Source organism: Chitinophaga terrae (ex Kim and Jung 2007) (assembly GCF_900107795.1).
GTDB lineage: Bacteria > Bacteroidota > Bacteroidia > Chitinophagales > Chitinophagaceae > Chitinophaga > Chitinophaga terrae.
In genome coordinates, this window is record NZ_FNRL01000002.1 from 390,443 (window position 1) to 416,458 (window position 26,016).

Genomic DNA, 26,016 nt, shown 5'->3' on the forward strand with positions numbered 1-26,016 from the left:
ATAGGCTTTTTTGGGTGGAGGATAACGGGCTCGAACCGTTCACCTCAAACATGCCATGCTTGCGCTCTACCAGATGAGCTAATCCCCCATGTAGATTCCCTTTCGGGATTGCAAAAATATATTTTTTATTGAAATCGCCAACTATTTAAACAAAATCTTTAAAAATTAATGATACCGTTTCTTTCAGTTCCTTCACCAGTAAGGGTTTCCGTAACAGTCTTACTACCATCGGGTTGGCATTTGTCCTGGTGATATCGCCATAATCCAGGGAAGAAGAAACCATTACGATATGGCATTGCGACTTTATCTTCTGCGGATAACTGTCGAAAGCCTGGAGAAATTCGAATCCGTCCATTTCCGGCATTTGTATATCCAGTAGTATGATAGTGGGTGGGATCCTGGGAAGGGAAATGTTGGACGACAGGAATTCCAATGCTTTATTAGCACTGGAAAATGAAAGTACTGTTCTGCTGATCTGCTGTAAGTCAATCAGTTTTTCATGTAGTAACAGATCAATTTCATTATCATCAATTAATATAACGCGTAGATCAGGTATCGAATTCATTTCTGTTTGGAATGGTAATTTCGAATTGAGTGCCTTCTCCGTATTTGGATGCGACGTTAATGGTTCCTCCGATTTTATTCAGCGCCTCCTTCACAATATACAAGCCAATTCCGCTTCCTGGCTTATTATTGTTCTTGGACCTGAAAAACATTTTGAAAATATTGTTGAGATGTTCACTGAGGATACCAATTCCGTTGTCGCGAATTGATATTGTCGCTTTGTGAGGCTCTACTTTCACTGTCAGATTTACCATCGGGTTAGCTTCTTCCGGTTTTTGGTATTTAACAGCATTCGAAATCAGATTGTTTAAAATTACGCTTATCCTGAAAGTATCGCCACGGAAATCGACTGACTGATCTACCTGGGTCTGGAAAAGGATGGCGGTATTCTGAGGTTTAAAGGCTGTAATGCAGTCATTCAGCAGTGAATTGAAATCTATCTTCTCATATTCCACTTCCAACCGCGAATTCCTGTAATACTCAATGATCTTCTGTATGAAATCGTCCAGCTTCAGCACACAGGATTCAACCATATTCATATAGCCGTTAGGGTCAACCACGGAATTATCCAGCCTGGAGAGGTTGATAATACCCAGAACCGACATAAGCGGCGACCTGAGATCGTGAGAAGTTGAGTAAATAAACCTGTTCAGTTCATCGTTCGTTTTCTCCAGCTCTACGATCTTTTCCTGGAGCTGCTTCCGTGTTTTAAAGATCTCATAGGCGTTGTTGATGGTCCTGTGCAACTCATGCTCGTCCCAGGGCTTTTTGATATAGGAATAGATATGGCCCTTGTTGATCGCATCAATGATATCTTCCACATCAGTATACCCGGTTAACAGGATGCGGATCGGTTCAGGCAGGGTTTCCTTAATTTCATTAAAGAACTCAACACCCGTAGTAACCGGCATCTTCTGGTCGGCAATGATGATATGTACATTGATCTCCTTTAACAACTGCTTGCCTTCCTGGGCCGATAAAGCAGTGTATATCTCATAACTTCTGCGAAAGCTGGCCTTAAACGCATTGAGATTATGGATCTCATCGTCTATGTACAGGATTCTGATACGGTTTTCTTTCATCAAAAAGACCTTATGGTTATTACTATAAATGGTTCGCAATATGTAATGGTAAATATATAATAAATTCAGCTCCTTCCCCCGGCGCTGAATTTACGATAATTTTACCCTTATGCTTCTCAATAATGCTAAATACAATAGATAGTCCCAAGCCTGTACCTTCGCCTACATCTTTAGTTGTAAAAAATGGGTCGAATATCTTTTCTTTTACCGCATCCGACATCCCGATACCCGAGTCTTTGATGGTGATAACCACGTAATTGTCTTCCTGGGCCGTTTTTATGGAGAGGAATTCGTTCCCATGAACGGGCTTGCTTTTGATGGCGTTGATGGCGTTTGAAAAGATGTTCATAAACACCTGGTTAACCTTTCCTGCATAGCACTCAATCTTCGGAAGTGAGCCATAGTCCTTGATCAGGTTAACATAAGACGGGATGGCATTACGCAGCAGCACCAGCGTGCTGTCTAACCCTTCATGAATGTCTATAGACTTCACATCGCTTTCATCCAGGCGGCTGAAGGTACGCAATCCCTTCACGATCTCGGCTGTACGAACCGCGCCGTCTTCTATCCCTTTAATGAGGGAAGCGATTTCTTCATGAATATAATCAATATCTATTTCCCGTTTAAATGCATTGATCTTAGCTAAAGTACCGGGTATATCCTGTGTGGTATGCAGCTCATTGTACTTTTCCAGCAATGATTCCAGGTCGGCAATATCCAGCTTCAGCGGTTTGATATTGGAAGTAACGAAGTTGATCGGGTTGTTGATCTCGTGTGCGATACCTGCGGTTAACTGACCCAGCGAGGCCATTTTCTCTTTTTCCACCAGTTGGGTTTGCGCTTCTTTCAGCGTGGTCAGCGCATTGTTCAGTTCCAGGTTGGTAGCCTGCAGATCTTCCGTTCTGTCTTTAACCTTGCTTTCCAAAATGATGTTCTGCTCTCTCACCAGGCGCTCATTCTCCATGGAAATAGCGAGTGCCATTTGCTGGGAGGCTTCTTTCTCTGCCTTAAACACGTTGATGCGATGAGCCAGCGCAAAGGAAAGCAGCAATACTTCCAGACCTGAACCTATCTGCAGTGCATAGAACGTAAAGTTATTATAAGGCAATACGTTGAAGTTCCGTAGTACGAACACGAATATACTGAGCAGGAATACAGACCATGCCAGCAGGAAGAACATAGCGGCATTAACCCCTTTTCTGCTGATGCGGTATGCAACTACCAATACCAGCAGGGCGCCAATGAATGCGTCAAACTGCACGAACAGCTGGGCCATTACATACTTGTTAAGGAAGGTCGGGATCAGGCACAACAGGTATAATCCTATCACTACATTGATCAGTTTATTTCCCAGGGGGTAATTCTCCCTGGTCGAGAGGAACTGTTGAATGAACCACAGGGCTGTCAACCCGTTAAAAACCGGTACCAGAACGGTAGAATGCATAGCCAGCCATGAGCTGCCAGGCCAGAGGAACCTGAAGGCATACCCTTGTAACGTTACCTGCGTAAGGCCAACGAAGATGATATAGCTTACGTAGGTAAGGTAACTTTTATCGCGGGTCGATAACCAGATGAACAGGTTGTAGAAGGCCATGGCAAGGATAACTCCTATGTATATCCCAAAAATGATATCCCTACGGCTGTTCTTCTCATAGATAGTTTCAGCGGTTCCCAGGTAGATAGGGAGCTGCAGTTGTTCGCCTGCTTTTACCCTGAGGTAGTATTGTTTGGTTGAGTCGCGGGGGATAGCCAGTTTGAAACGATAGTTCTGGTGATCATATCCCCTTGCCTGGAATGGGACGAATTCGCCCAGCCGGGTAGTGGCGTAGCTGCCGTCGGGGCGGCGTTCGTAGATAGTAATATCATCGATGGTGGGAGATTCTACTTCCAGCATCAGGTGATTAGCGGTAGAATTATTGGTGATGCTGAAACGTGCCCATTGTGTATATGGCGTGATCTGGAGGTTGGGAACATCCTGCCCGGAAGGGCTGAATGACTGGTGTTGTACTTCTTCAAAAGACAGTTGATTCGATTTGTCTGTATACAACTCCAGGTACCGGCCTATCTGCAGCAGCCGTTTATTGTCTTTAAAGACAATTGTCTGGGCAGAAAGGTTGAATACAATGGCTAACGTTATAACAGACCATAAAGCGAACGCCTTGGAAAACATTATCGATGAAATTATTTGTTTAGTTACATAATTACAGACCCTGGTTACCGGCAACAGGGGTGGAAGGTGTATGCGAAGGTATCCGCAGACTGTAATTTACTTCATAAGTTCCTTTAGGGCCTACTTCTACTTTGGTTTGTTCCAGATTTTCCCGCAGATCGGCGATCAACAGCCTTTCTTTAGGATCTGCATGTTCCAGGTTATAGCAGTCGTTAATGACCATTGCTGTTGCCAGGAAGTCGTCTTTCGGATAGAAGAATGTTCCTTTATTACCCAATGATTCGTCTATCACAAATCCCACTCTTTTCCCTATGCGGGTAGTGATGGGGGCGCATAACACGTGAAAATTGGTAATTGGCAGTTGTGCAGCCAGCACTACTCCGACCCTGGCCAGTACCTGGCTGCCTATTCCCATGCCGGCTACCTCTTTGGAGTTCCACATCCCGCATATTTCAGCACTGCCTTTTTGAATATAAGAATAAATTTTAGGATCGTATTTGCCTATCGCGGTTTCGATCGGAAGGGGCAAAATGCCGTCAGCAAGCTGCACCCGCGCACCACCATAGGTTTTAGTGCGAGTCTCATCCTCAACAATTACTACAATAGTGTTTTCATGTTGCATCCAGTCTGCACTCCCGGAAGTTACCTGGGCAATGCCATAGTAAATTTCCAGCAGCCTGATGTGTCCTTCATAAAATCTCATGCAGGACTCTGGATCATCTGGAGCCCTAAATACCCTTACATTAATCATGACATTGCGAAATAGCGCTTAAAACAAGGCGTAAGTATGTTAAACAATCAACTGCTCAAAATCTATGTAATACCTGCCAGAACTCTTAAGTTGGTTCAAAGCTATTCGTCTACATGTATCTGCCACCATTGCACCTCCCAGTACTACCGAGGATGCCAGTTGCGGCCAAGTTGTAATTGTTTTACCGATTTCGCTGAGCGAGTATTTCATCCGGGAAGAGGCATTCTGCAGTTCCAGCATCGGGCTGAAAATAGGCAGTTTTTCTGCGTCTGTAAGGCCCTTGAGGGTAGCAATGTCTACTTCCGGTACCATGCCATGAAGCAGCGGTCTTTCCGGCTCCAGGTCGAAACGCTCTATATCAAGCATTCCCCTATCGTTCATTTCCATGACAACAGGAATGCGCAATTTCTTCGCCATAATCCTGCTGAGGATCTTAATATCTACACCATCGCACTCTTCGATGAAAATATCCAGGTTTCCGCCTTCAGTGAAGAAAGCTTCCATGTTCTGTTCTGTAAGCCCGTCGTTAAATACCTTTACTTTGATAAATGGATCGAGTTCTGCAATTTCCCTGGCTGCAATCACCACTTTGGGAAGCTGAAGGGAGTGTACCCCGCAACGTAAGCGGTTCATATTGGTCAGTTCCAGGGTATCGAAATCGGCCAGCCTTATCTCGCCGCAGATCCGCTCCATTACCAATGTTAATGCAATGGATTGGCCTACAGACAAGCCCACTATCCCGAATTTCTTCGTTCTGAGAAGTTGGATCTCTTCCGGTGTTAACTTATACTGATTCCGGCTTGTGCGTAATTCAATGAAGGTTTCCTCATCAACCAGGTGAACCAGGCGGTCGCTCCAGGGGTAATATACCCAAACGCCGATATGGGACAATGGGGTGTCGCCAACATATTCCCTGATCTTCGCATCGCTTTCTTCGACAGTAAGTCTTTTAGTAGGGTTCCTTATTTTCATCAGTTCCCGCAACTGTGAATAAATACTATCGTTGATCCTGATGTGCGGTCTGTTTGTTAGAAGGGTTTCTAATGCCTCCTGGTCTTTTGTATTCTTCAAGTCATAAAAAACAGGCGTATAGTCATTGTTTTCTACCTGTTGGCGCTTGAGGTGCTCTTGTATCATGATTCCAGCTTTATCGAGGTAGTGCATTGGACGCTAGTATAGATCTGGCTTGTTTTCATTTCTATTGTTGTAAAGCAATCCGTGCCCTGATAATATATATATTAAATCGGTTACTTGTTGGCGAAATGGCGGGTTAAGACAGGAAATATCACCCTGCGGCCCGGGATAAATGTTATTGGCAATCATAGTTTTAATTACAACCTAAAAATCGTAATCAAGACATGAATGTAAGGTAAAATAGTAATTTAATGCGAAATCATGTAAAAGTTTCCGATATTTTGACATTAAAAAAAGGATTTTATACTTTTACTTTGCTCCTGACATCACTTTCTGATCGCATCCCACCTGCGAGATTGGTTTGAAATTTGCGGCTTATAGCCGCCTAATTACGGTCTTTATTATACTTTAATATATTTTAAATAAAAAAAATATGGATAAGAGAGCCTTTCTCAAACTGACTGGTCTTGCCGGCGCCGCAATCATTAGCGGTCCATTAAGTAGCCTGGCCGCTACAGGAGCAACATCCGGTGTCCCTGCTTTTAAAGCTGATCCTAAAGCCCCCTTCGTGTTACCTCCGCTTCCATACGGTTACGAAGCGCTGGAACCGCATATCGATAAACTCACGATGGAGATCCACCACGATAAGCACCACGCAGCTTATGTAAAGAACTTAAACGATAATATTGCCAATACCCCTTTCGCTAACCTGACGCTTGAAGAGATCCAGCACCAGGTAACGGAAAAGGACAAGGCTATACGAAATAACGGAGGCGGACACTATAACCACTCTCTTTTCTGGACCTTATTATCACCTACCAAAAAAACTCCGTCTGCTAAACTGAAGAACGCTATCAACGGGGCTTTCGGCAGCTGGGAGGCTTTCCAGACCAAGTTTAACGATGCCGCCAAATCAGTGTTCGGCTCAGGTTGGGCATGGCTGATCGTAACACCTGACAAGAAACTTGCCGTTACCACCACTCCAAACCAGGACAACCCGCTCATGCATAACCTGGTTAAAGACAAAGGTACGCCGATCCTGGCCCTGGATGTATGGGAACATGCCTATTACCTGAAACATCAGAACAAAAGGCCCGAATACATCGAAGCCTTCTGGAACGTAGTGAACTGGGACGAAGTAGAAAAACTCTACAACAAAGCGTAATTTCACGCAAAGGGGTTTCACGCAAAGGGGCATAAGGAGCAAAGAGGCATAAGGATTTTTTTAAGAAAATAAGAAAAAAGGAAAGCAAAGGAAGCAAGGATTATGTTATATAACATTCTTCTTACTTTCTTTGCTTTCTTATTTTCTTAAAAAAATCCTTATGCCTCTTTGCTCCTTATGCCCCTTTGCGTGAAACTCCTTTGCGTGAAATTACTTCCGCTTGAAGAATACGAAGCCGTTCTTTTCGCCGATCACTTCCAGGTTAGGGTGATGCATATAGGGTTCGCTATCAGTGATGCGGCAAATGAAGTATGTCGGTTTATCTACCTGGCCATTTAACAGCCAGTCTTCATTATAATAGTTCTTATTGGCAGGCGGTTGCTGGCGCGCATAGTAATGCTGTGCGTAGCTATGGTAGCTCAATGCTTTTACGTATACGTCTTTGCCCTGCATGGATTCAAAGAATTCGATAGCCGCCCGCTGGGAGTAGGCTTCTATCTTAGGAACAAAATGAAGTACAGTTACCTGTATAACAACAATAGTGCTGATAAAAAGGCATAACAGGCCTTTGGTCAGCGATTGCCTGGCCAGCAATACAAGGCTGACGATCACCAGGATCACATAGCCGGCGCCGTAGGCAGTTTCGGCTACAGACCATGGAACATTCGCCTGAAGGTTGGCTACCGCGAATTTGTCGCCTATATATGGTATCAGCATATTTTTATACACTCCAACCAGCGGCAGTAAGGCAATAGCAATTCCCAGTAGGATACCTATGATGCCGATAATTGTGATATTCCAGCCTTTAAGCCGTTTCTGGCCTTCTGCCAGCAGGTATACCTGCCAGGCAGCCAGGAAGGTGAGCGGGAAATAACAAAGGGAAGAGTAGTGAACGATCTTTGTTTTTACAATAGAGAAAAGAATAAGCACTACCCAGAACAATACCCACATCCACCTGATAAAATCTTTTAATTCCTGCCCGGTGCCGGCGGCATAGATGCTTTTACTGTTCTTCCTGTTCTGCAGCCAGGTAAAAAGGAAAGAACTGGCAGGAAAACAGCCGATCAGCAACACGATCCAGTGATAAAAGAAAGGACCGCCATGGCCGGCATCTTCCGTTGTCAGCAACCGGACCTGGTAAGCAACAAACTCATTTACAAACCACCATCCGTGGGCAATGATCTCATAGCCGAACCAGAGGAGGGTTGTAACGCAGGCCAGCAGCGCAATTACGCCAATATGGCCCAGTTTGATGCCGATCTTTCCTTTGCGGGAAATAAAGTAGATCAATAAGGTAAGCAGGGCCACCAGGATGGCAACCGGCCCTTTCGTCAGTACGGCCAGGCCGAGGAAAAAACCGCTTAAAGCAGCCAGCCGGTAAGTGTTCTTGCTATGCGCTATAGAATATGCGAAATAGATTGCCAGGAAGATGAAGAGGTTAAAAGTAGGGTCGATGATGCCCGATTTGAAATAAAAATGAGGTAACCAGGAGCCAGCGTATACCAATGCCCACCAGGCGCCCAGCCTGTCGTTCACCAGTTTTTTGCCGATGGCAAACAGGGTGACCAGGGTAATGATGCCTACAATTGCGTTCGGGAATCTTGCTGCGAAATCATTTATCCCAAACAGTTTCATACTGAGCACCTGCATCCAGATGAACAAGGGCGGCTTTTCCCAGAAAGGCCTGAAATCAACTTGTACCTGGCTGAAATTATGTGTAACAATCATTTCGCGGGCCGCTTCGGCAAAATTGATCTCGTCCCAGTCGAACAGGTGTACAGCTCCAAGGAATGGTATGAATAGTAACGCAGCAAAAAGGGCAATCAGCAGGTACTTCATTAAAATAATCTGTTTTTCGGATGATTAAAGAAATTCATGGACTTCGTAACCAGAAAACGGACCCTCATTACAAAATCCATGAACGAAAAAATCCGAATCTGTTTACTAGGTATTGGCCTGTGCCTGTAAAAGCGTTTCTGCACATACTTCCGGCGATTCTGTGGTATTCCTGAAATTGAAAAAGCCGCATATCACCGTAGTGCAAAGGGTGCCAATAATGCTGCCAACATATACGTCAGCAAAGAAATGCTGGGCAAGATATATACGGGAATACCCCGCACATAGTGCCATCAAAAATAAAAATATCCCAAAGCGTTTATTGGGAAGGATCACCGCAAGGAAACTGAAAAGTCCAAAAGCCGCAGCAGAATGGCCTGATGGAAAACTGCAACTGCTGTGTACATTTACCCAGCTGACGGTATGTACCAGGGTTGCGGATTCGTCACCAAAATAGCTGATGGGCCTTGGCGCATTGAAATAATGTTTCCCTACCTGAACGATTAATGTTACTAACAACAAGATAGCCAGACCTGAAAAAAAGAGCCTGAATTTTTGTTTTACTAACAGTAAAAGCAATACTAAGCCAAACATCAGACCATCGCCAAGATAAGTGAGGCCTGTAACGAGAATGTCTCCCCAGGAGGAGTGTCCTCCATTGATATACAGAAAGAGATCTCGTTGGCTGTAGGTTGCAAGTATGTACCCCCCTGAAATTAGGCATAACAGGTACGGCAGAAAGAAGTATGAGTTCTTTCTGAACAGTGATAACAGCGTTTTCAATTCTGTAGGTTTTAAGTTGTAGGTTGCTTTTTAAATCTTTGTAAGAACTTTTTTATCTTTTGAATAACGCGAAAATAATATTCTTTATTAAAAAGTTGCGAATCATTCATAGCCTTAACGATAAGGAAACCTGCTATCGGCATCAGCACGAAATTAGACAGCCACATGCCCGACCAGGTCAGCATAACGCCGCTTCTGGCCATCTTTTCCCCTATCATGAAGAAGACGTTGAATATCACAAAGAAAATCACTGCAAATACCAATGGGGTACCTAATCCCCCTTTCCGGATAATAGAACCCAGGGGTGCTCCTATCAGGAACATGACGATACATGCTGCCGCCAGGGTGAATTTACGCTGCCATTCTACCTTGTGCATCAATACGTTACCATGTTTATCTTCATACTCTACCACCGGCTGCTCCATGCTGCCTATCATTTCCCGGGTATTCTGGAGGGCCCGTTCCAGGACGCTGCGTTTACTTTTAGCCGGCACTATTTCTTCGAAATCCTTCACTTTTAACGGTGGAGCGGAAGCCAGCCAGGCGCTGTCCTTCCATTTAAAGAAGGCAAAACGCACCGTTACATTGGAGGTGCTGATGGTTTTGGAAAACTCTTTTTCCGCCTTCTGAAGCGAGTCGATAGCCTTGTCGAGCTGCCGTACATTCAGCATTTGATGATTAGACGCAAAAAGGTCCATATTCAGCCTGTTGAAGGCAAAGGAGCTAAGGTCGAAGGCTTTGCTATACTTCTTGAACCCTAAACGTATCATGTCGGAGGGTACGGAATAACCGCGATTGCCTCTTTCTTCATATCTCCAGCCATTTTCCAGAATAAAATACAGGAAACGTTTGTTGGCGGTAAGCACCATCTGGCCTTTTTCAGCGAAAATAACTTTATCGCCTCCCCCGCTCTGCTGATCAAAGATCATTACCTGGTGAATGGTCTGGTTGTCTTTATCTTTCTGGGCTACCTTGATGGTATAGCCGGGTATATCTTTATAGAATACGCCAGCCTTGATGTTGAAGGCCGGTTTGGAGTTGGTAATATCGTACAGCAGGGATTTTGCCTGCAGGTTGGCTACGGGGATCACATAGTTGGAGAAGAGGAAGGCGCCAACGCCAATAAAGGCGGTAACCACCAATAGAGGGGCAATAAACCGGAGCAGGGAGATGCCAGACGATTTGAGGGCTACCAGTTCAAAACTTTCGCCCAGGTTCCCGAACGTCATAATGGAAGAGAGTAATACAGCCAGCGGAAGGGCCAGTGGTACCAGGGTAGCGCTGGTATAGGAGATCAGCTGAATAATAACTACGGTGTCTAATCCTTTTCCCACCAGGTCGTCCACGTATTTCCAGAGGAACTGCATTACCAGTACGAACAAGGTAACGAAGAAGGTGGCAACAAAAGGACCGAGAAAGGTTTTTATAATTAATTTGTCGAGTTTTTTCACTGATAATGCTGTATTAGAATATTGAATCCCGACCTTCGTAAAGAACAGTACTGATCCAAGTAATTGGTAAAGTTAGTACGAATTCCCAAAGGAGGGAGCAGGATAACCTGAAAATACCGTTAAAATTATATGGAAAATTTTGATTTGACGCCGGAGGAAGCGGCTATTGCGGGAAATGCAGATTTTATCCGGCTGAAAAACAGGGTAATAGAGAAAGTTATTTTACTGTTAGGAGAATTGCAGGATGCATTGGTGAAAGTAGAAGAGGGGATAGATTTCCCGTTTGCGGCGCATTGGAAGCATTCGGGGGGCAAGATATCGAAGGGCGAGCAATACAAGGGATTTCCGTGGGTGATGATGGATTATCCGCGTTATTTCAGCAAGGAAGAAATATTTGCATTCAGAACGATGTTCTGGTGGGGGCATTATTTTATTGCAACCCTACACCTGTCTGGCGGGGCAAAAGAGCAGTTCTCTACGGCATTGAAGGATGCGTATGAACCATTAAAAGCTGGCGGATTTCAGGTTTATCTCCGGGAAGATCCCTGGGAACATGACTTTGAAAATGGTAGCTATGCTTACATAGAGGATTTAAGTTTAGAAGACTGGAATAAGTTGATTAGCCGGTATGACTTCCTTAAACTGGCTAAACGTTTCGAGATAGGAGATTGGGGAGAAATGATTTCCGGGGTGGCTACGACATATGCAACCCTGCTCGACGCATTACATGGTAAAACTGGCTATTAACTGCCGATACGGTGGAAAAGATCTTTCACCTGGTATTCCCATAGCTGGCTTTGGTCCTTCACTTCTTTCTTCTCTGCGAAATCTTTTACTACCAGGATAGTTTCGTTCGTTACTTCAGAAATTTGTATGCGGAACTCAAAAAACTCGTCTTTCGGGGCATGCGTCCAGTGCAGCCGGATAAACTCATCTTCTTCCTGTTCCATTACTTCAGCTTCTTCAGTAGTACCATTCCAGGAAAAAGAAAACACGTTATCCCTGAAGTCAACCTTATCTGCGAACCATTCCTGCAAACCAGCTGGAGTAGATAAGAACTCATACAGGATACCGGGTGAGCATCTAACCGGAAATTCTAATTCATAAAGCACTTTCTTTGACATCTCTCAAATAATTAGTAAATCAATATCATCCAGTTGCAATTATAGAAAATATTTTACTCTGTCAAAATTATTTGTGGTTTTTTTTTATACTATCCTGGAAATGCCCGGAATACCTAAAGAAAATCACATATATTACGGAAATAATAAATACAGATTTTGCATATATTGGCTACTTTCGCCCTTTGCCCCCATAGTGGCGAATTTCCGCGACAATTGCAAGCCCTTAACGATCAATCGATTTTATTTGGAAATACTTTAAAACAAACAGATTTTTTTTGGTCGCTATCTAAAAAAAGTTATTTTTGTCAGGCATTCATCAAATCTTAACTTTTTATTAACCTGTAACTGTTCCGACTCTATGTCAATGCGCCAACTAAAAATCACAAAGTCCATTACCAACAGGGAATCGCAATCCCTGGAGAAGTACTTGCAGGAAATTGGTAAAGTGGACTTGATCACGCCGGAAGAAGAAGTGAATCTGGCTATCAGGATCAAGCAGGGCGATCAGAGAGCGTTGGAAAAGCTGACAAAAGCTAATCTTCGCTTTGTGGTATCCGTTGCGAAACAGTATCAGAACCAGGGTCTTTCACTGAGTGACCTGATCAACGAGGGTAACCTCGGGTTAATTAAAGCCGCACAACGTTTTGATGAAACACGTGGTTTTAAATTCATTTCCTACGCTGTATGGTGGATCCGTCAGTCTATCCTGCAGGCATTGGCAGAACAATCCAGGATTGTAAGACTGCCATTGAACAAAGTAGGTTTGAGTAACAAGATCAGCAAAGCGTATTCTCAGCTGGAACAGGAGTATGAAAGAGAGCCGTCGCCCGACGAACTGGCCACTATTCTGGAAATCAACACAGATGAAGTGGAAGCTACCTTAGGCGTAGCAGCCAGGCACGTGTCTATGGACGCTCCGTTCATTGATGGAGAAGACAACTCTCTGCTGGATGTGCTGGAAAATCCGAATGCTGTAAGTGCAGATGAAGAATTGGATCATCACGATTCATTACGTCGTGAGATCGAACGTTCACTTTCCACGTTAACAGACAGACAAAAAGATGTGATCATGCTGTACTTCGGTATTGCTGTAGAACATCCGATGTCGCTGGAAGATATTGGCGAGAAGTTTGGCCTGACCCGCGAAAGGGTGCGCCAGATCAAAGACAAAGCTATCACCAAGCTTCGTACTACCTCCCGCAGCAAACTGCTCAGGAACTACCTGGGTTAATAGTAAGAAAGCTATAGGACAACAGGCGTCAAAGCCTGCTTGACTGTCGATTGTATAAAGTTGTTACAGCGAAGTACATAGCGTAATACCGCTATTGCTTCGCTGTATTTCTTTTTGCAGCCCGGCCAACATACCGGGTTGCTGCTTTTTCCTTTACACTCTTTTTGTTACTTTTGCCATCCGTTTAAAATACCAACAATGTTTGAATCATTATCAGAGAGACTCGATTCCGCGTTTAAGCAGCTTAAAGGAGAGGGTCGGATTTCGGAAATAAATATAGCGTCTACCGTTAAAGAGATCCGTCGTGCATTGGTGGATGCGGATGTGAACTATAAAATTGCTAAAGAATTTACTGATAAGGTAAAAGATAAAGCATTGGGAGAAAAGGTATTGACTTCTATTTCTCCCGGGCAGTTGATGGTGAAGATCGTGAAGGATGAGCTGGTATCCCTGATGGGTGGTACCGAAGCGGAGCTGGATATCAAAACCAATCCAACCGTTATCCTGATCGCAGGTTTGCAGGGTTCCGGTAAAACCACGTTCTCCGGTAAACTGGCCAACTTCCTCAAAACCAAGAAGAGCAAGAAACCATTGCTGGTAGCTGCGGATATCTATCGTCCGGCGGCGATAGACCAGTTGAAAGTGCTGGGTGAACAGATAGGAGTGGAAGTCTACAGCGAGCCTGAAAACAAAAATGCTGTTCAGATCGCTGAAAACGCTATCAGGCACGCCAAAAGCAATAACAACAACGTTATCATCATCGATACTGCCGGCCGCCTGGCCATCGACGAGCAAATGATGACCGAGGTAGCCAACGTGAAAGCAGCGGTAAAACCCCAGGAAATCCTGTTCGTAGTGGACTCCATGACCGGCCAGGATGCGGTTAACACCGCTAAAGCGTTCAACGAACGACTGGATTTCTCCGGTGTTGTATTAACGAAACTGGATGGCGATACCCGCGGTGGTGCGGCGCTGACCATCAAATACACGGTAGAAAAGCCTATCAAGTTTGTGAGCATGGGCGAAAAACTCGATACCCTCGATGTTTTCTACCCTGAAAGGATGGCCCAGAGAATACTGGGAATGGGTGATATTACTACCCTGGTAGAACGTGCACAGGCGCAGTTCGACGAGGAGCAGGCCAAAAAACTTGAAAAGAAGATCCGCCAGAACCAGTTCGATTTCGACGACTTCAAGGAGCAATTGCAGCAGATCAAGAAAATGGGTAACCTGAAAGATCTGATGGCTATGATCCCCGGAGTTGGGAAAGCGGTTAAAGACCTGGATATCAGCGACGACGCCTTCAAAGGCATCGAAGCTATGATCAATTCAATGACCAAGGCAGAACGCGCTGATCCGGATATGATCGATGGCAGCCGCCGTAAACGTATCGCTAAAGGCGCCGGAAAAGATATTCAGGACGTGAACCAGTTCATGAAGCAGTTCGAACAAATGAGGCAGATGATGAAGATGATGAATAAGTTCGGAATGGGCGGCGGAGGCAAAGGCCTGAAAGGGATGAAGGGAATGATGAAATAATTAAATTGATTTTGATATAAATTTTTTTTGCAAATAAAAACTTACTGTTTACATTTGCATCCCTAATTAAACAATATTTCCTAACTCGCAAAAAATAATCTCGACTTATTTATGCCAGTAAAAATCAGACTGCAGAGACATGGCGCGAAGAAAAGGCCTTTCTATTTTATCGTAGTAGCCGACGCACGCGCTCCAAGAGATGGTAAATTCATCCAAAAAATCGGTACTTACAATCCATTAACAGTTCCAGCTTCTATCAATATCGATACAGATAAAGCTTTACGCTGGTTACAGAAAGGTGCACAACCTACTGATACTGTTAGAAGGATCTTGTCTTTCAAAGGTGTATTGTATTTAAAACACCTGTTAAGAGGTGTTTCCCTGAACCTGTTCGACGAGCCTACTGCTTACCAGAAATTTGCACAATGGCAAGCTGAACACGAACAAAAAGTTTCTGCCCGCCGCGACAGCCACAAAAAAGCAAGAGTTGCTGCTCCAATCGTAAGAAAGGTTGAAGACACTCCAGCTCCGGCTACTGAAGCTCCGGCAGAAGGAGAAGGTACAGAAGCATAAAACGGCAACGTTTTAACAATACCTGAAAAAGGAAATATTTGCAAACGCAAATATTTCCTTTTTTTTAATGCAGTACCCAATCTCTAAAAGGTTATGAGTAATTATTTCAGTATAGGAAAGCTGGCCTCGGCTCACGGGTTACAGGGAGAGCTGATCCTGCGCCACAGCCTAGGTAAAAGATCAGCGCTGAAAGGAGTAACCGTTATTTTCCTCGAAGAACGCAAGAATAGCTTTATTCCCTACTTTATAGAGCATGTGAAGGTAAAAGACCATGAACAGGTATTTATTAAACTGGAAGGTATCGATACCAAGGAAGCTGCTCATAAATTAATGCCTGCACAGGTATTTTTACAGGAAGAAGATTTTAAACAGCAAACCGCTTCTTCTGCTCCATTAGCTTTATTAGGTTTTTCAGTAGTAGATGCACAGCACGGAACTTTAGGTACGGTAGAGGAAGTGATCGAAATGCCGATGCAGGTGCTGGTAAAAGTATTTATTGGCGAAAACGAGGCTTTATTGCCAATAAATGAACAAACCCTGGTAAAAGTGGACAAAAAGAATCAGGTAGTGCATGTGCAATTACCTGATGGTTTGATTGAATTATATACAAGCTGATAACTATGCGTATAGATATCATTACAGTACTCCCTGAATTGCTGGAAAGTCCGCTTTCCCATTCTATCATGAAGCGGGCGCAGGCAAAAGGGTTGCTGGAAGTGCATGTACACCCGCTTCGCCAGTATTCGAACCTTAAACACCAGCAGGTAGATGATTACCAGTTTGGCGGAGGCGCAGGTATGGTGATGATGCTTGAACCCATTGTAAATGCCATTGAAACGTTGCAGGCGAAGGTAAAGTACGATGAAGTCATTTACCTGACGCCGGATGGGGAGACGCTGAACCAGAAAATGGCCAACCAGCTTTCGCTCAAAGGTAACCTCCTGATGCTCTGCGGGCACTACAAAGGTATTGACCAGCGGATCAGGGATCATTTCATCACTAAGGAGATCTCTATAGGCGATTATGTGCTCAGTGGGGGAGAATTAGGGGCAGCCGTACTGGTAGATGCCATCGGCCGCCTGATACCGGGTGTGCTGAATGATGAAACCAGCGCCCTTTCAGACTCATTTCAGGACAATTTGCTGGCTCCGCCGGTTTATACCCGCCCTGTTGAATTCAGGGGCTGGAAGGTGCCGGATATCCTGTTGAGCGGCGATCACAAGAAAATAGACGAATGGCGCCACCAGGCGTCTTTGGAGCGGACAAAAACACGCCGCCCCGATTTATTAACATAACTGAATGATTATGAGGTCAAAAATGGCATGCTATCAACTTAATAATAATAATTCTTGCTTTTTAATTTGGTAAATGCTATTTCTTGACTTACTTTTGCACTCCCATAAATATTTGAAAGATGAACGCAATTTCGTTTGTTCACGAGCAACTGACAGCAAAAAAACAGTACCCGAAGTTTAAAGCAGGCGACAACGTCACTGTCAATTATAAAATCGTGGAAGGTAATAAAGAAAGGATCCAGTCCTTTAAAGGTGATGTGTTGAAAATCCAGGGTACAGGATTCACAACTTCTTTCACTGTTAGAAAAATTTCTGATGGCATTGGCGTGGAAAGACTGTTTCCGCTTTACTCTCCTAATATCGACGGTATTGTGTTGAATAAAGTGGGTAAAGTAAGAAGAGCTAAGCTTTACTACCTGCGTGAGCGTGCTGGTAAGAAAGCCCGTATCAAAGAAAAAAGGGTTTAGTATAAATACAGGGAAATTTGTTAAAAGCGGTGTCTTCCGGACATCGCTTTTTTCATTGATTGCACGCGGGAAGTTTCACGCAAAGGGGCAGAGGAGGCAGAGAGCGCAAAGGATTTTTTTAAGAAGAATAAGAAGCAGAGGGAGCGGAGATTGTGTTATATCGCACAATCTCCGCTCTCTTTGTTTTCTTATTTCACCGTCTTTGCTTCCTTTATTTCTTAAAAAAATCCTTTGCGCTCTCTGCCTCCTCTGCTCCTTTGCGTGAAACTCCCGCGTGAAACAATTAAAATGGTATTAAAGGTTGGATAAATGGCGTGAAAAAGCGGATTATATGACCTATCTTTGTTTACAGAACACTATAAATATTTGAGAAGATGACAGCTGTTTTTGTTAAATCATCATTTTTGATTCTTCAGGATATCGGGATGTCCGAATTACTGTTGATTGCTGTGGTTGTACTGCTGCTTTTCGGAGGTAAAAAAATTCCGGAATTAATGCGTGGTTTAGGTAAAGGTATCCGCGAATTCAATGACGCCAAAAACAATGTGCGCCAGGAAATTGAAGAAGGTATGAGAGAAAAACCTGTACAACCGTCTGCCACTACTGATACTCCTACGGAAGCATCTAAATAATCGCATACGACCTATAGCCAATTTTCTTAGTCCTGATTGTAAAATAATCAACCGATTTAGCCTTGTCTGAACTCAGCAGTATAGCTACTTTTCATGAAGCATTATACGCCGGCAGAACTAGCTGTGTGGCGGAGGTACGTACGTTCCTGGACCGCATAGCGAAGCTAAAACATCTGAATGCCTTCCTGGAGGTATATGAAGAAGAGGCCCTGAATAAAGCACAAGAACTGGATAACCGCCTTGCAAAAGGCGGGAAGCTGGGTGCTTTGGCAGGTGTGGTAGTGGGAATAAAAGATGTTATCTGCTACAAAGGACATAATGTAAGCGCCGCTTCCAGGATGCTGGAAGGGTTTAATTCTATATTTTCTGCCACAGCCATAGAACGGCTGCTGGCGGAAGACGCTATTATCATTGGTAATCTGAACTGCGACGAATTCGCAATGGGATCTACCAATGAAAACTCGGCTTATGGCCCTACCCTGAATGCACTGGATATCACCCGTGTACCGGGCGGTTCTTCAGGCGGTTCAGCTGTAGCCGTACAAGCCAACCTCTGCCATGTGAGCCTCGGTAGCGATACCGGCGGATCAGTTCGCCAGCCAGCCGACTTCTGCGGCATTATAGGGCTGAAACCAACCTATGGAAGGATTTCCCGGCATGGTTTGATCGCCTACGCGTCATCTTTTGACCAGATCGGCATATTTGGCAGGGATATTGCAGATGTGGCGGCTGTTCTACAAGTGATCGCCGGACCGGATGAATTTGATAGCACCGCATCTCAGCATCCTGTACCTGATTATCTGGCCAACCTGGCCCTGGAGAACAATAAATCTCTCAAATTTGCGTATTTAAGAGATGCACAGTACCACGACGGACTGGACGCAGAAATGAGAGGGGCGTATATCGACTTCTTTGAAAAACTGGTAGATAATGGTCACACGGTTACCGGGCATAGTTTCGAATACATTGATCATATAGTACCAGCATATTACGTTTTAACCACTGCCGAAGCATCCTCAAATTTGTCACGTTACGACGGTGTTAAATTTGGGCATCGCACCCGGGAGCAAAACCTTGACCTGACCGATTTTTACAAAAAAAGTAGATCCGAGGGGTTTGGTATAGAAGTAAAACGTCGTATATTGTTAGGGACATTTGTGCTGAGCGCTGGATATTACGACGCATATTATACGAAGGCACAACAAGTTAGGCGTCTTGTTGCAGATAAATTAAATGAGATTCTTGAAGAGTATGACGCCATTTTAATGCCAACTGTGCCATCCACAGCATTTAAATTAGGAGAAAAAACCGACGATCCGATAGCCATGTACTTAGCTGATATCTATACAGTACTGGCAAATTTAGTTGGGGTACCGGCCATATCGGTCCCATTGCAGAAGCATTCAAACGGAATGCCTTACGGTGTACAGATCATCACAAAGAAGTTTAGCGAAGAAAGCTTGCTCAGGATAGCCCGCCTGTTAATGGCTAAAGAGCAGGTGACTGTTGTTTAAAATAAATTGTATGAGAAAAATCTTTTTACTACTGCTTTTGCCAGCGACAAGTTTGGTATATGTGAGCGCAAGGGGGGGCATCAGCAATCCTAAAGAGATGGTGTATTCGGCAGTTGCACCTGATACGACTGTATTGAAGCTGAATCACAAAGTGCATTTGCCTAAAGATACAGTTGCAGCATCTCCTACCTCTGTAGCGGTGAGAAAGGCCGCTCAAAGTCTGCCTAATACTATTCGTAGCCCGAAAGTCTACGAACAGATCAACAATAACCTGGTTGCCAGCTATGTGAATAACTATGCTACCAGGTATAGTCAGCATTTACAGATCATGGTCGACAGGGGACAACCATATTTCAATATGATTGAAAAGGTGTTCCGCGACAACGGTATTCCGGAAGAAATGAAATACCTGGCTGTGATTGAATCCAGCTTTAACACCAACGCACGTTCCAGGGTGGGCGCCGTAGGTGCATGGCAGTTCATGGCAGGTACCGCGCGTATCTTTGGCCTGAACGTAGGAAAGAAAGTTGACGAAAGAAAAGACTTCTATAAATCCACTATCGCTGCAGCCCAGTTCTTAAACCAGCTGTATGCACAGTTCGGGGACTGGTTACTGGTAGTAGCAGCTTATAACTGCGGTCCGGGCGGCGTTCAACGCGCTATTAACGCCAGCGGACGTACGGACTTCTGGGGTATGCAGTATTTCCTGCCTGCCGAATCACGTAACCATGTTTACAAATTCATCGCAACCGGTTATATCTTAGATAGATTCAATAACTTCTTCGGCGTGAGCGACGATGACGATAATACAAATAAAACGATCACCGTTAACATGCCGGCTGAAGAACGCATTACCAGGGCTCCTTTGAGCGAAGAAGAGATCTTCAACACTGTTGAGATCAACATCACTGGTAAATACCGTCTTGAGGCTATCGCCAAAAAACTGGATATGCCTGTCAGCGAATTGGATCGCCTGAACCCAGGCTTCGCCAAAGCAATGAGCAGCGCCGAAAACAGCTACGATCTGCGTGTTCCTAAAACCAAAATGAAGGAATTCATGGCAGAGAAAGAAGAAATGCTGAAAGAGTCTGTTCAGATGACACTGGATGATAAAGCGGTGGGATTAGACAAATCCAAATTCCCGCCTCCGGTGAAAATGGCAGAAAAGAACACTGCAGCGCCGAAAGTTCCTGCTAAAAGAACTACTTCCTACAAGAAGAAAACTTCAACTTCAAAAAAACATGCTTCTACAAAACATGTAGCAGCAAAAAAGAAAACCACGCATAAGAAAGCATAAGCGTGGTATAAAGAATTAACTAAGAACGGCTGTCTCAAGTGGCGAGACAGCCGTTTTTAGTTAATTATACTATCATCTATTTTCAATAAACAAAAAAAAGCCCCGGAAGCGCTTACTTCCAGGGCATATCCGGAAACAGGATTTTAGTCTTAACAGGAGATCCTGGTGATCGCTGCTTTCTTTCTTTCACTATAACCAATCCAATCCAGCAAGGGGCCGGTCATGAAAGTAGTGGCCAACGCCATCAGCACCAGCATAGCAAAGATCTCCGGCGACAGGATGCCAAGGTCATAGCCGATATTCAATACTACCAATTCCATCAATCCCCGTGTGTTCATCAGTGCACCGATAGACGCCGCACTGTGCCAGTTCTGTCCCATCAACCTGGCTGTAATGGCGCTGCCGCCGAATTTGCCGGCAACTGCAACAAACATGATCATACCGCAAACACCCCAGAGGTCGCCCTGGCTTAACAAACCGATTTGAGTTCTCAGACCGGTAAAAACAAAGAAGATAGGAAGCAACATCATAACGCTCACGTCTTCCAGCTTATCGGTCAGTAGCTGCTTGATAGTGTTGGAAGGCATGATCACGCCCGCCAGGAAGGCCCCGAACAGGGCATGGATACCAATTACTTCCGCCAGCCAGGCGGAGAGCAGTAAAACGAAGAAAGCCAGTGAAACTGCTCTTTTCATTTGATTGTTCTCGGTATGTTTCCTGATGGCTTTTTCCAGTCGCGGACGCACAATAAACAACATCACCGCTACAAATACTACTGCAAGCACAATTGTCAATAACGCGCTTACCAGTCCGCCGGCTTTAACAATTGCTACTACCACGGCCAGTATGCACCAGGCGGTAACATCGTCGGCGGCTGCACAGGTGATGGCCATTACGCCGAGGGGAGTTCCTGTAAGTTTCCGTTCCTGTACTATCCGCGCCAGCACAGGAAACGCTGTAATGCTCATTGCAATGCCCATAAACAACGCGAAAGAGATGAAGCTTACATTGACAGGGGCAAACCTCGTATAGAGGAAATAAGCCAGGGAAACGCCCAGGAAAAAGGGTATAATAATACTGGCATGACTGATCATAACTGCATCATGCGCTTTTTGCCTGATCTTCTGTATGTCCAGTTCCATACCTACAATGAACATAAAGAAAGCAAGCCCTATCTGGCTCAGGAACTGCAGGGTTTTGAGCGAATCTGCCGGGAAAATGAAAGCAGAAAACGAAGGAGCAACCCATCCTAACAGGGAAGGGCCCAGGAGTACGCCTGCAATGATCTCGCCTACCACGGCAGGCTGTTTCACCTTATTGGCCAGCCATCCGAAAAAGCGGGCCACGAGCATGATGAACATGATCTGCAGCAGCAATAAACCTAAGGGGTGCTTCAGGTTTTCCAAATATTGTAACCAGCTGGCTTTAACAACAGCAGGCGGGGTAACATGAGGGGCAGGCGTTGCAGCAACATGCATAGGCAACGACTGGCCTTTGTTTAGTATAAACCAGATCAGGAAGGCGAAAACGCCAATGATAGCGGGGTACCAGAGTAAGCGCTTGGTCATGGTTCGGATTTTTAAAAACGGGATGGTATAAAAACAGCAAAGTTTTTTAAGCAGTATAAGGCAGTTCTTTATGTGGGTACACAGATCCTTACACTTCCTAAAAAACTTTGCTTCAATCTTATGCTGGTTTACTGGATAGCAGCGATACCTGGCAGTTCTTTACCTTCAAAGAATTCCAGTAATGCGCCACCGCCGGTAGATACATAACTTACTTTATCAGCAATTCCAAACTGGTTTACAGCAGCTACGGAGTCGCCGCCGCCAACAAGAGAGAAGGCGCCTTTTGCAGTTGCGGTAACAATTGCTTCGGCTACGCCTTTAGTGCCGCCCTGGAATGGAGCCATTTCGAAAACGCCCATCGGGCCATTCCACAGGATGGTTTTCGAGTTGCTGATAGTTGTTCCGAAAAGTTCAACGGATTTAGGTCCTATGTCTAAGCCCATCCATCCGGCAGGGATATTATCGTTAGATACAACCTGGGTGTTGGCGTCGGCTGCAAATTTATCGGCAGCTACGGAATCAACAGGCAGGATCAGTTGTACGTTCTTTGCTTTTGCTTTGGCAACCAGTTCGTTTGCGAGGTCGAGACGATCATTTTCGCAGAGGGAGCTGCCGATTTCTTTTCCCTGGGCTTTCAGGAAAGTATAGGCCATGCCGCCGCCAATGATGATGTTATTGGCGCGATCCATCAGGGTTTCGATGATCAGTATCTTGTCGCTCACTTTGGCGCCGCCCAGGATAGCGGTAAAAGGACGTTCAGCTTCGTTCAGCACTTTCTGGGCGCTGTTCACTTCAGCTTCCATCAGCAGGCCGAACATGCGGTTAGCGGGGTCGAAGTATTGAGCGATAATAGCTGTAGATGCGTGGGCGCGGTGAGCGGTACCGAATGCATCGTTTACATATACGTTACCCAGTTTAGCCAGTTGTTCAGCAAATGAAGCGTCGCCTTTTTCTTCCTGTTTGTGGAAACGCAGGTTTTCCAGCAACAGCACTTCGCCCATTTGCAGGTCGGCGGCTGCTTTTTCAGCGACAGGGCCTACGCAGTCTTCAGCGAATTTTACAGTAACGCCGTCTAATAAGGTGATGAGGTGATAAACCAGGTGACGGAGAGAATATTTATCGGTAGGACCGTCTTTCGGGCGACCTAAATGTGACATCAGGATCACGGCGCCGCCGTCTTTCAGGATCTTTTTTATAGTTGGAACGGCAGCCCTCATACGGGTGTCGTCGGTGATTTCGAATTTGTCATTCAATGGTACGTTGAAATCGACACGCACCAGGGCTTTGCGTCCATTGAAGTTGTAGTCGGAGAATTTACTCATACGGAATCAATTTTTGGATAGATAAGATGGAGCATAAAAAACCGCAGTACCAGCATAAAGCAGTAGAGTCCGGGATAGATTGAAAGAACCGGGCAAGTGCTGTAATGGTGTGGTTCTGCGGATTGGCCTAAATAACTGCTCCCGGTTTCAGGCCGGGAGCAGGAGATATTATTTGCTGATCAGACCGGCAAAGTACTTAACAGTACGAACCAGCTGAGATACATAGCTCATTTCGTTATCGTACCAGGAAACGGTTTTAACCAGTTGGTGTTCGCCAACAGTTAATACCCTGGTTTGAGTAGCATCGAACAATGAACCATAGTGGATACCTATGATGTCTGAGCTTACGATTTCATCTTCAGTGTAACCGAAAGATTCGTTAGCGGCAGCTTTCATTGCAGCGTTGATTTCTTCAGCAGTAACTTTTTTGCCGAGGATGGTGGTCAGTTCAGTTAAAGAACCGGTGATAGTAGGTACACGTTGAGCGCTACCATCTAATTTACCTTTCAGTTTAGGCAGTACCAGGCCGATTGCTTTTGCAGCACCGGTGCTGTTAGGAACGATGTTCGCAGCAGCAGCGCGGGCACGACGGAGGTCACCTTTCGGATGTGGAGCATCCAGGGTGTTCTGGTCGTTGGTGTAAGCGTGAACAGTGGTCATCAGACCAGACTGGATACCGAATTGATCATCCAGTACTTTTGCCATTGGAGCCAGGCAGTTGGTAGTGCAGGAAGCGCAGGAGATAACGGTTTCGCTACCATCCAGGATATCGTGGTTTACGTTGAAAACTACTGTTTTCAGGTCGCCGGTTGCTGGAGCAGAAATTACTACTCTTTTAGCGCCGGCTTTCAGGTGAGCTTCAGCTTTTTCTTTATCAGCGAAGAAACCAGTACACTCGATCACAACATCGATTTCATGGTTGCCCCATGGAATTTGAGCAGGATCTTTCTGTGCATATATAGTCACGTCTTCTCCATTGACGTTGATAGCATTGTCAGAATGTTTTACTTCGGCATCAAACCTGCCCTGAGCTGAATCGTATTTCAGCAAATGCGCGAGCTGTTTAGGGCTGGTGAGGTCATTGATTGCCACCACATCAATACCGGGCATTTTGTAAATTTGGCGGTATACCAAACGACCAATACGGCCGAAACCATTAATACCAATTTTGAGAGTACTTCCCATTTTACATCGTGATTTGAGTATGAAAAAATCGAAGGCGAATTTACAATCAATACCACTATTAATCAATAGAATTTTAAGTTATCAAAATTTTTTTTGGAAATATGAAATAAGGACATACCTTTGCAATCCCAAAACAATACGCCGCGTTGGTCAAGGGGTTAAGACGCCTCCCTTTCACGGAGGAATCACGGGTTCGATTCCCGTACGTGGTACCAGATAAGGGTTTTACCCAAAAAGAGCTAAGGGCTTCTCGTTTAGAGGAGCCCTTTTTAATTGGCAGGTGCAGAACCTATGCCGGCAAGTAATTACCCCGCCGGTACAGTTTGCCAGCAGCAGAAATAATCGACTTTGAGATCTCCGGCCACTTCGGCGCGAATGATTCTACCGGGAAATATGAATAACAATCATTATGTGAAATAAATCGCTGATCCCCTTTCTCCTATTTCAATATCTCCCTTTTCATATATCCTGCACTCTTTTCCACACAGCTCAACGCATCCGGTACATAATTATTCCCCTGCTCAACGAAGATCTTTTTCAACCCAGAAAGCTTGGCATCCGGCAGGATCTTCTTAAAGTCAATGCTCCCATCGCCAACAACCGTATGCAGGTCAGGATCTTTTTTATCCATGTCTTTTATATGCCAGACAGCAAACCTGCCGGGTTGTTTGCTGAATAACCGGTGAGGGTCCTGGCCCGAGCGGATGGCCCAGTAAAGGTCCAACTCCAGCTTCACCAGTTTGGGATCGGTTTCTGCAAGAATAGTATCATACCCCATTTTTCCCTGTTCGCTCACAAACTCGAAATTATGGTTATGGTAGAGCAACTGCAACCCGCCTGCTTTCACCTGTTCGCCGATCTCGTTCAGCGTTTGGGCAAGCAGCTTGAACTTTTCCGGGTTCCGCAACTGCGGGTCCAGCCATGGCCATACAATGTACTGCTGACCCAGGACCCTGGCGCCGTTGATACAATCGTCCACATACCTTTTCCTCTCATCTTTTGTTACTCCCGGCAACAGGAACTTGTCGATGTCATAATGGCCGCTGGATGTGACGAGGTTAAATTCCTGCAATAGCGCCTTAAATTCGGCTGGTTCCAGGTTCCAATAGAACTTATTGCCTCCGTGGTTGAAGCCATAGGTTTCCAGGTCTTTATAGCCAAAGGAGGCTACTTTGCGCAACGTCCCTCTGGGGTCATTCTTCATTTCAGTGTTCAGGGAGTAAAGTTGCAACCCGAGCTGGTAGTCGAATCCCGGCGCCGCTCTCATAATGCCGGGTAAAAAACTGGCTGCTGCCAGTGTACCTGAAGTGCGAAGGAAATTTCTTCTGTTCAT

General features: G+C 45.0%; 24 protein-coding genes and 2 tRNA genes. 12 read left to right on the top strand and 14 right to left on the bottom strand.

The features are described 5' to 3' along the window. Positions 1–15: 15 nt before the first annotated feature. From BLV62_RS03725 to BLV62_RS03750, 6 genes are all read right to left on the bottom strand, one after another. Positions 16–88, bottom strand: a tRNA-Ala gene (locus tag BLV62_RS03725). 57 nt (positions 89–145) lie between these two features. After that, positions 146–565: a response regulator gene (locus tag BLV62_RS03730; RefSeq protein WP_089758820.1), complete on the bottom strand. Its 420-nt coding sequence runs from the start codon at positions 563–565 to the stop codon at positions 146–148. Further along, positions 549–1,646, bottom strand: a complete 1,098-nt coding sequence (locus BLV62_RS03735) for a sensor histidine kinase (RefSeq protein WP_089758822.1) — start codon at positions 1,644–1,646, stop codon at positions 549–551. The genes BLV62_RS03730 and BLV62_RS03735 overlap by 17 nt, the downstream gene beginning before the upstream one ends. A gap of 22 nt (positions 1,647–1,668) precedes the next feature. Continuing rightward, complete coding sequence (locus BLV62_RS03740; protein WP_089758824.1) at positions 1,669–3,816, bottom strand: sensor histidine kinase; 2,148 nt, start codon at positions 3,814–3,816, stop codon at positions 1,669–1,671. A gap of 31 nt (positions 3,817–3,847) precedes the next feature. After that, a complete protein-coding gene (locus BLV62_RS03745; RefSeq protein ID WP_225889598.1) occupies positions 3,848–4,519 on the bottom strand; it encodes a hypothetical protein in 672 nt (223 codons plus the stop codon). Between the two features lie 87 nt (positions 4,520–4,606). Continuing rightward, positions 4,607–5,704: a ThiF family adenylyltransferase gene (locus BLV62_RS03750; protein WP_211117799.1), complete on the bottom strand. Its 1,098-nt coding sequence runs from the start codon at positions 5,702–5,704 to the stop codon at positions 4,607–4,609. A 430-nt stretch (positions 5,705–6,134) separates the two neighbouring features. Here BLV62_RS03750 and BLV62_RS03755 point away from each other — a divergent pair, with 430 nt between their 5' ends. Continuing rightward, on the top strand, positions 6,135–6,866 hold the full coding sequence (locus BLV62_RS03755) for a superoxide dismutase (RefSeq protein ID WP_089758830.1): 732 nt from the start codon (positions 6,135–6,137) through the stop codon (positions 6,864–6,866). A 210-nt stretch (positions 6,867–7,076) separates the two neighbouring features. On the opposite strand, the gene BLV62_RS03760 is transcribed toward BLV62_RS03755, so the two are convergent. The 3 genes from BLV62_RS03760 to BLV62_RS03770 form a co-directional block, all read right to left on the bottom strand. Beyond that, positions 7,077–8,705, bottom strand: coding sequence for an ArnT family glycosyltransferase (locus BLV62_RS03760; protein WP_089758832.1), 1,629 nt, complete (start codon positions 8,703–8,705; stop codon positions 7,077–7,079). Between the two features lie 105 nt (positions 8,706–8,810). Beyond that, positions 8,811–9,485, bottom strand: coding sequence for a phosphatase PAP2 family protein (locus BLV62_RS03765; RefSeq protein WP_139169909.1), 675 nt, complete (start codon positions 9,483–9,485; stop codon positions 8,811–8,813). An 11-nt stretch (positions 9,486–9,496) separates the two neighbouring features. Continuing rightward, the gene (locus tag BLV62_RS03770) at positions 9,497–10,936 is read right to left on the bottom strand and encodes an LptF/LptG family permease (RefSeq protein ID WP_089758836.1); all 1,440 of its coding nucleotides are present in this window, start codon (positions 10,934–10,936) and stop codon (positions 9,497–9,499) included. A 129-nt stretch (positions 10,937–11,065) separates the two neighbouring features. Here BLV62_RS03770 and BLV62_RS03775 point away from each other — a divergent pair, with 129 nt between their 5' ends. Beyond that, entirely contained in the window at positions 11,066–11,683 is a 618-nt protein-coding gene (locus BLV62_RS03775; RefSeq protein ID WP_089758838.1) for a hypothetical protein, read from the top strand. Here the strand turns inward: BLV62_RS03775 and BLV62_RS03780 are convergent. Next, positions 11,680–12,060 carry an START-like domain-containing protein gene (locus BLV62_RS03780; RefSeq protein ID WP_089758840.1) on the bottom strand — a complete coding sequence of 127 codons (381 nt, stop codon included), beginning with the start codon at positions 12,058–12,060 and terminating at the stop codon, positions 11,680–11,682. The two genes, BLV62_RS03775 and BLV62_RS03780, sit on opposite strands and share 4 nt — an antisense overlap. A 364-nt stretch (positions 12,061–12,424) precedes the next feature. On the opposite strand from BLV62_RS03780, the gene BLV62_RS03785 reads away from it, so the two are divergent. The 9 genes from BLV62_RS03785 to BLV62_RS03825 all read left to right on the top strand — a co-directional run bounded on the left by BLV62_RS03785 (position 12,425) and on the right by BLV62_RS03825 (position 20,608). Further along, on the top strand, positions 12,425–13,291 hold the full coding sequence (locus BLV62_RS03785; RefSeq protein ID WP_089758842.1) for a sigma-70 family RNA polymerase sigma factor: 867 nt from the start codon (positions 12,425–12,427) through the stop codon (positions 13,289–13,291). Positions 13,292–13,489: 198 nt separating this feature from the next. Beyond that, entirely contained in the window at positions 13,490–14,830 is a 1,341-nt protein-coding gene (ffh, locus tag BLV62_RS03790) for a signal recognition particle protein (protein ID WP_089758844.1), read from the top strand. Between the two features lie 111 nt (positions 14,831–14,941). Next, a complete protein-coding gene (gene rpsP, locus BLV62_RS29095) occupies positions 14,942–15,403 on the top strand; it encodes a 30S ribosomal protein S16 (RefSeq protein ID WP_089758845.1) in 462 nt (153 codons plus the stop codon). A 93-nt stretch (positions 15,404–15,496) separates the two neighbouring features. Beyond that, positions 15,497–16,018 (top strand): ribosome maturation factor RimM, encoded by a 522-nt coding sequence (rimM, locus tag BLV62_RS03800; protein WP_089758847.1) that lies wholly within the window; start codon positions 15,497–15,499, stop codon positions 16,016–16,018. Positions 16,019–16,023: 5 nt separating this feature from the next. Then, on the top strand, positions 16,024–16,698 hold the full coding sequence (trmD, locus tag BLV62_RS03805) for a tRNA (guanosine(37)-N1)-methyltransferase TrmD (protein WP_089758848.1): 675 nt from the start codon (positions 16,024–16,026) through the stop codon (positions 16,696–16,698). A gap of 119 nt (positions 16,699–16,817) precedes the next feature. Beyond that, positions 16,818–17,165 (top strand): 50S ribosomal protein L19, encoded by a 348-nt coding sequence (gene rplS, locus BLV62_RS03810; protein ID WP_089758850.1) that lies wholly within the window; start codon positions 16,818–16,820, stop codon positions 17,163–17,165. A gap of 374 nt (positions 17,166–17,539) precedes the next feature. Next, a complete protein-coding gene (locus BLV62_RS03815; protein WP_089758852.1) occupies positions 17,540–17,797 on the top strand; it encodes a Sec-independent protein translocase subunit TatA/TatB in 258 nt (85 codons plus the stop codon). Between the two features lie 62 nt (positions 17,798–17,859). After that, the gene (gatA, locus tag BLV62_RS03820; RefSeq protein WP_089758855.1) at positions 17,860–19,311 is read left to right on the top strand and encodes an Asp-tRNA(Asn)/Glu-tRNA(Gln) amidotransferase subunit GatA; all 1,452 of its coding nucleotides are present in this window, start codon (positions 17,860–17,862) and stop codon (positions 19,309–19,311) included. Between the two features lie 10 nt (positions 19,312–19,321). After that, positions 19,322–20,608: a lytic transglycosylase domain-containing protein gene (locus tag BLV62_RS03825; RefSeq protein WP_089758857.1), complete on the top strand. Its 1,287-nt coding sequence runs from the start codon at positions 19,322–19,324 to the stop codon at positions 20,606–20,608. 149 nt (positions 20,609–20,757) lie between these two features. Here the strand turns inward: BLV62_RS03825 and BLV62_RS03830 are convergent, their stop codons facing one another. From BLV62_RS03830 to gap, 3 genes are all read right to left on the bottom strand, one after another. Continuing rightward, the gene (locus BLV62_RS03830) at positions 20,758–22,176 is read right to left on the bottom strand and encodes a cation:proton antiporter domain-containing protein (RefSeq protein WP_089758859.1); all 1,419 of its coding nucleotides are present in this window, start codon (positions 22,174–22,176) and stop codon (positions 20,758–20,760) included. A gap of 128 nt (positions 22,177–22,304) precedes the next feature. Then, positions 22,305–23,498 (bottom strand): phosphoglycerate kinase, encoded by a 1,194-nt coding sequence (locus tag BLV62_RS03835; RefSeq protein WP_089758861.1) that lies wholly within the window; start codon positions 23,496–23,498, stop codon positions 22,305–22,307. A gap of 168 nt (positions 23,499–23,666) precedes the next feature. Next, a complete protein-coding gene (gene gap, locus BLV62_RS03840; RefSeq protein WP_089758863.1) occupies positions 23,667–24,683 on the bottom strand; it encodes a type I glyceraldehyde-3-phosphate dehydrogenase in 1,017 nt (338 codons plus the stop codon). 140 nt (positions 24,684–24,823) lie between these two features. On the opposite strand from gap, the gene BLV62_RS03845 reads away from it, so the two are divergent. Continuing rightward, positions 24,824–24,898: transfer RNA gene (locus BLV62_RS03845), tRNA-Glu, on the top strand. 224 nt (positions 24,899–25,122) lie between these two features. Here the strand turns inward: BLV62_RS03845 and BLV62_RS03850 are convergent. After that, the gene (locus tag BLV62_RS03850) at positions 25,123–26,016 is read right to left on the bottom strand and encodes a TIM barrel protein (RefSeq protein WP_168927870.1); all 894 of its coding nucleotides are present in this window, start codon (positions 26,014–26,016) and stop codon (positions 25,123–25,125) included.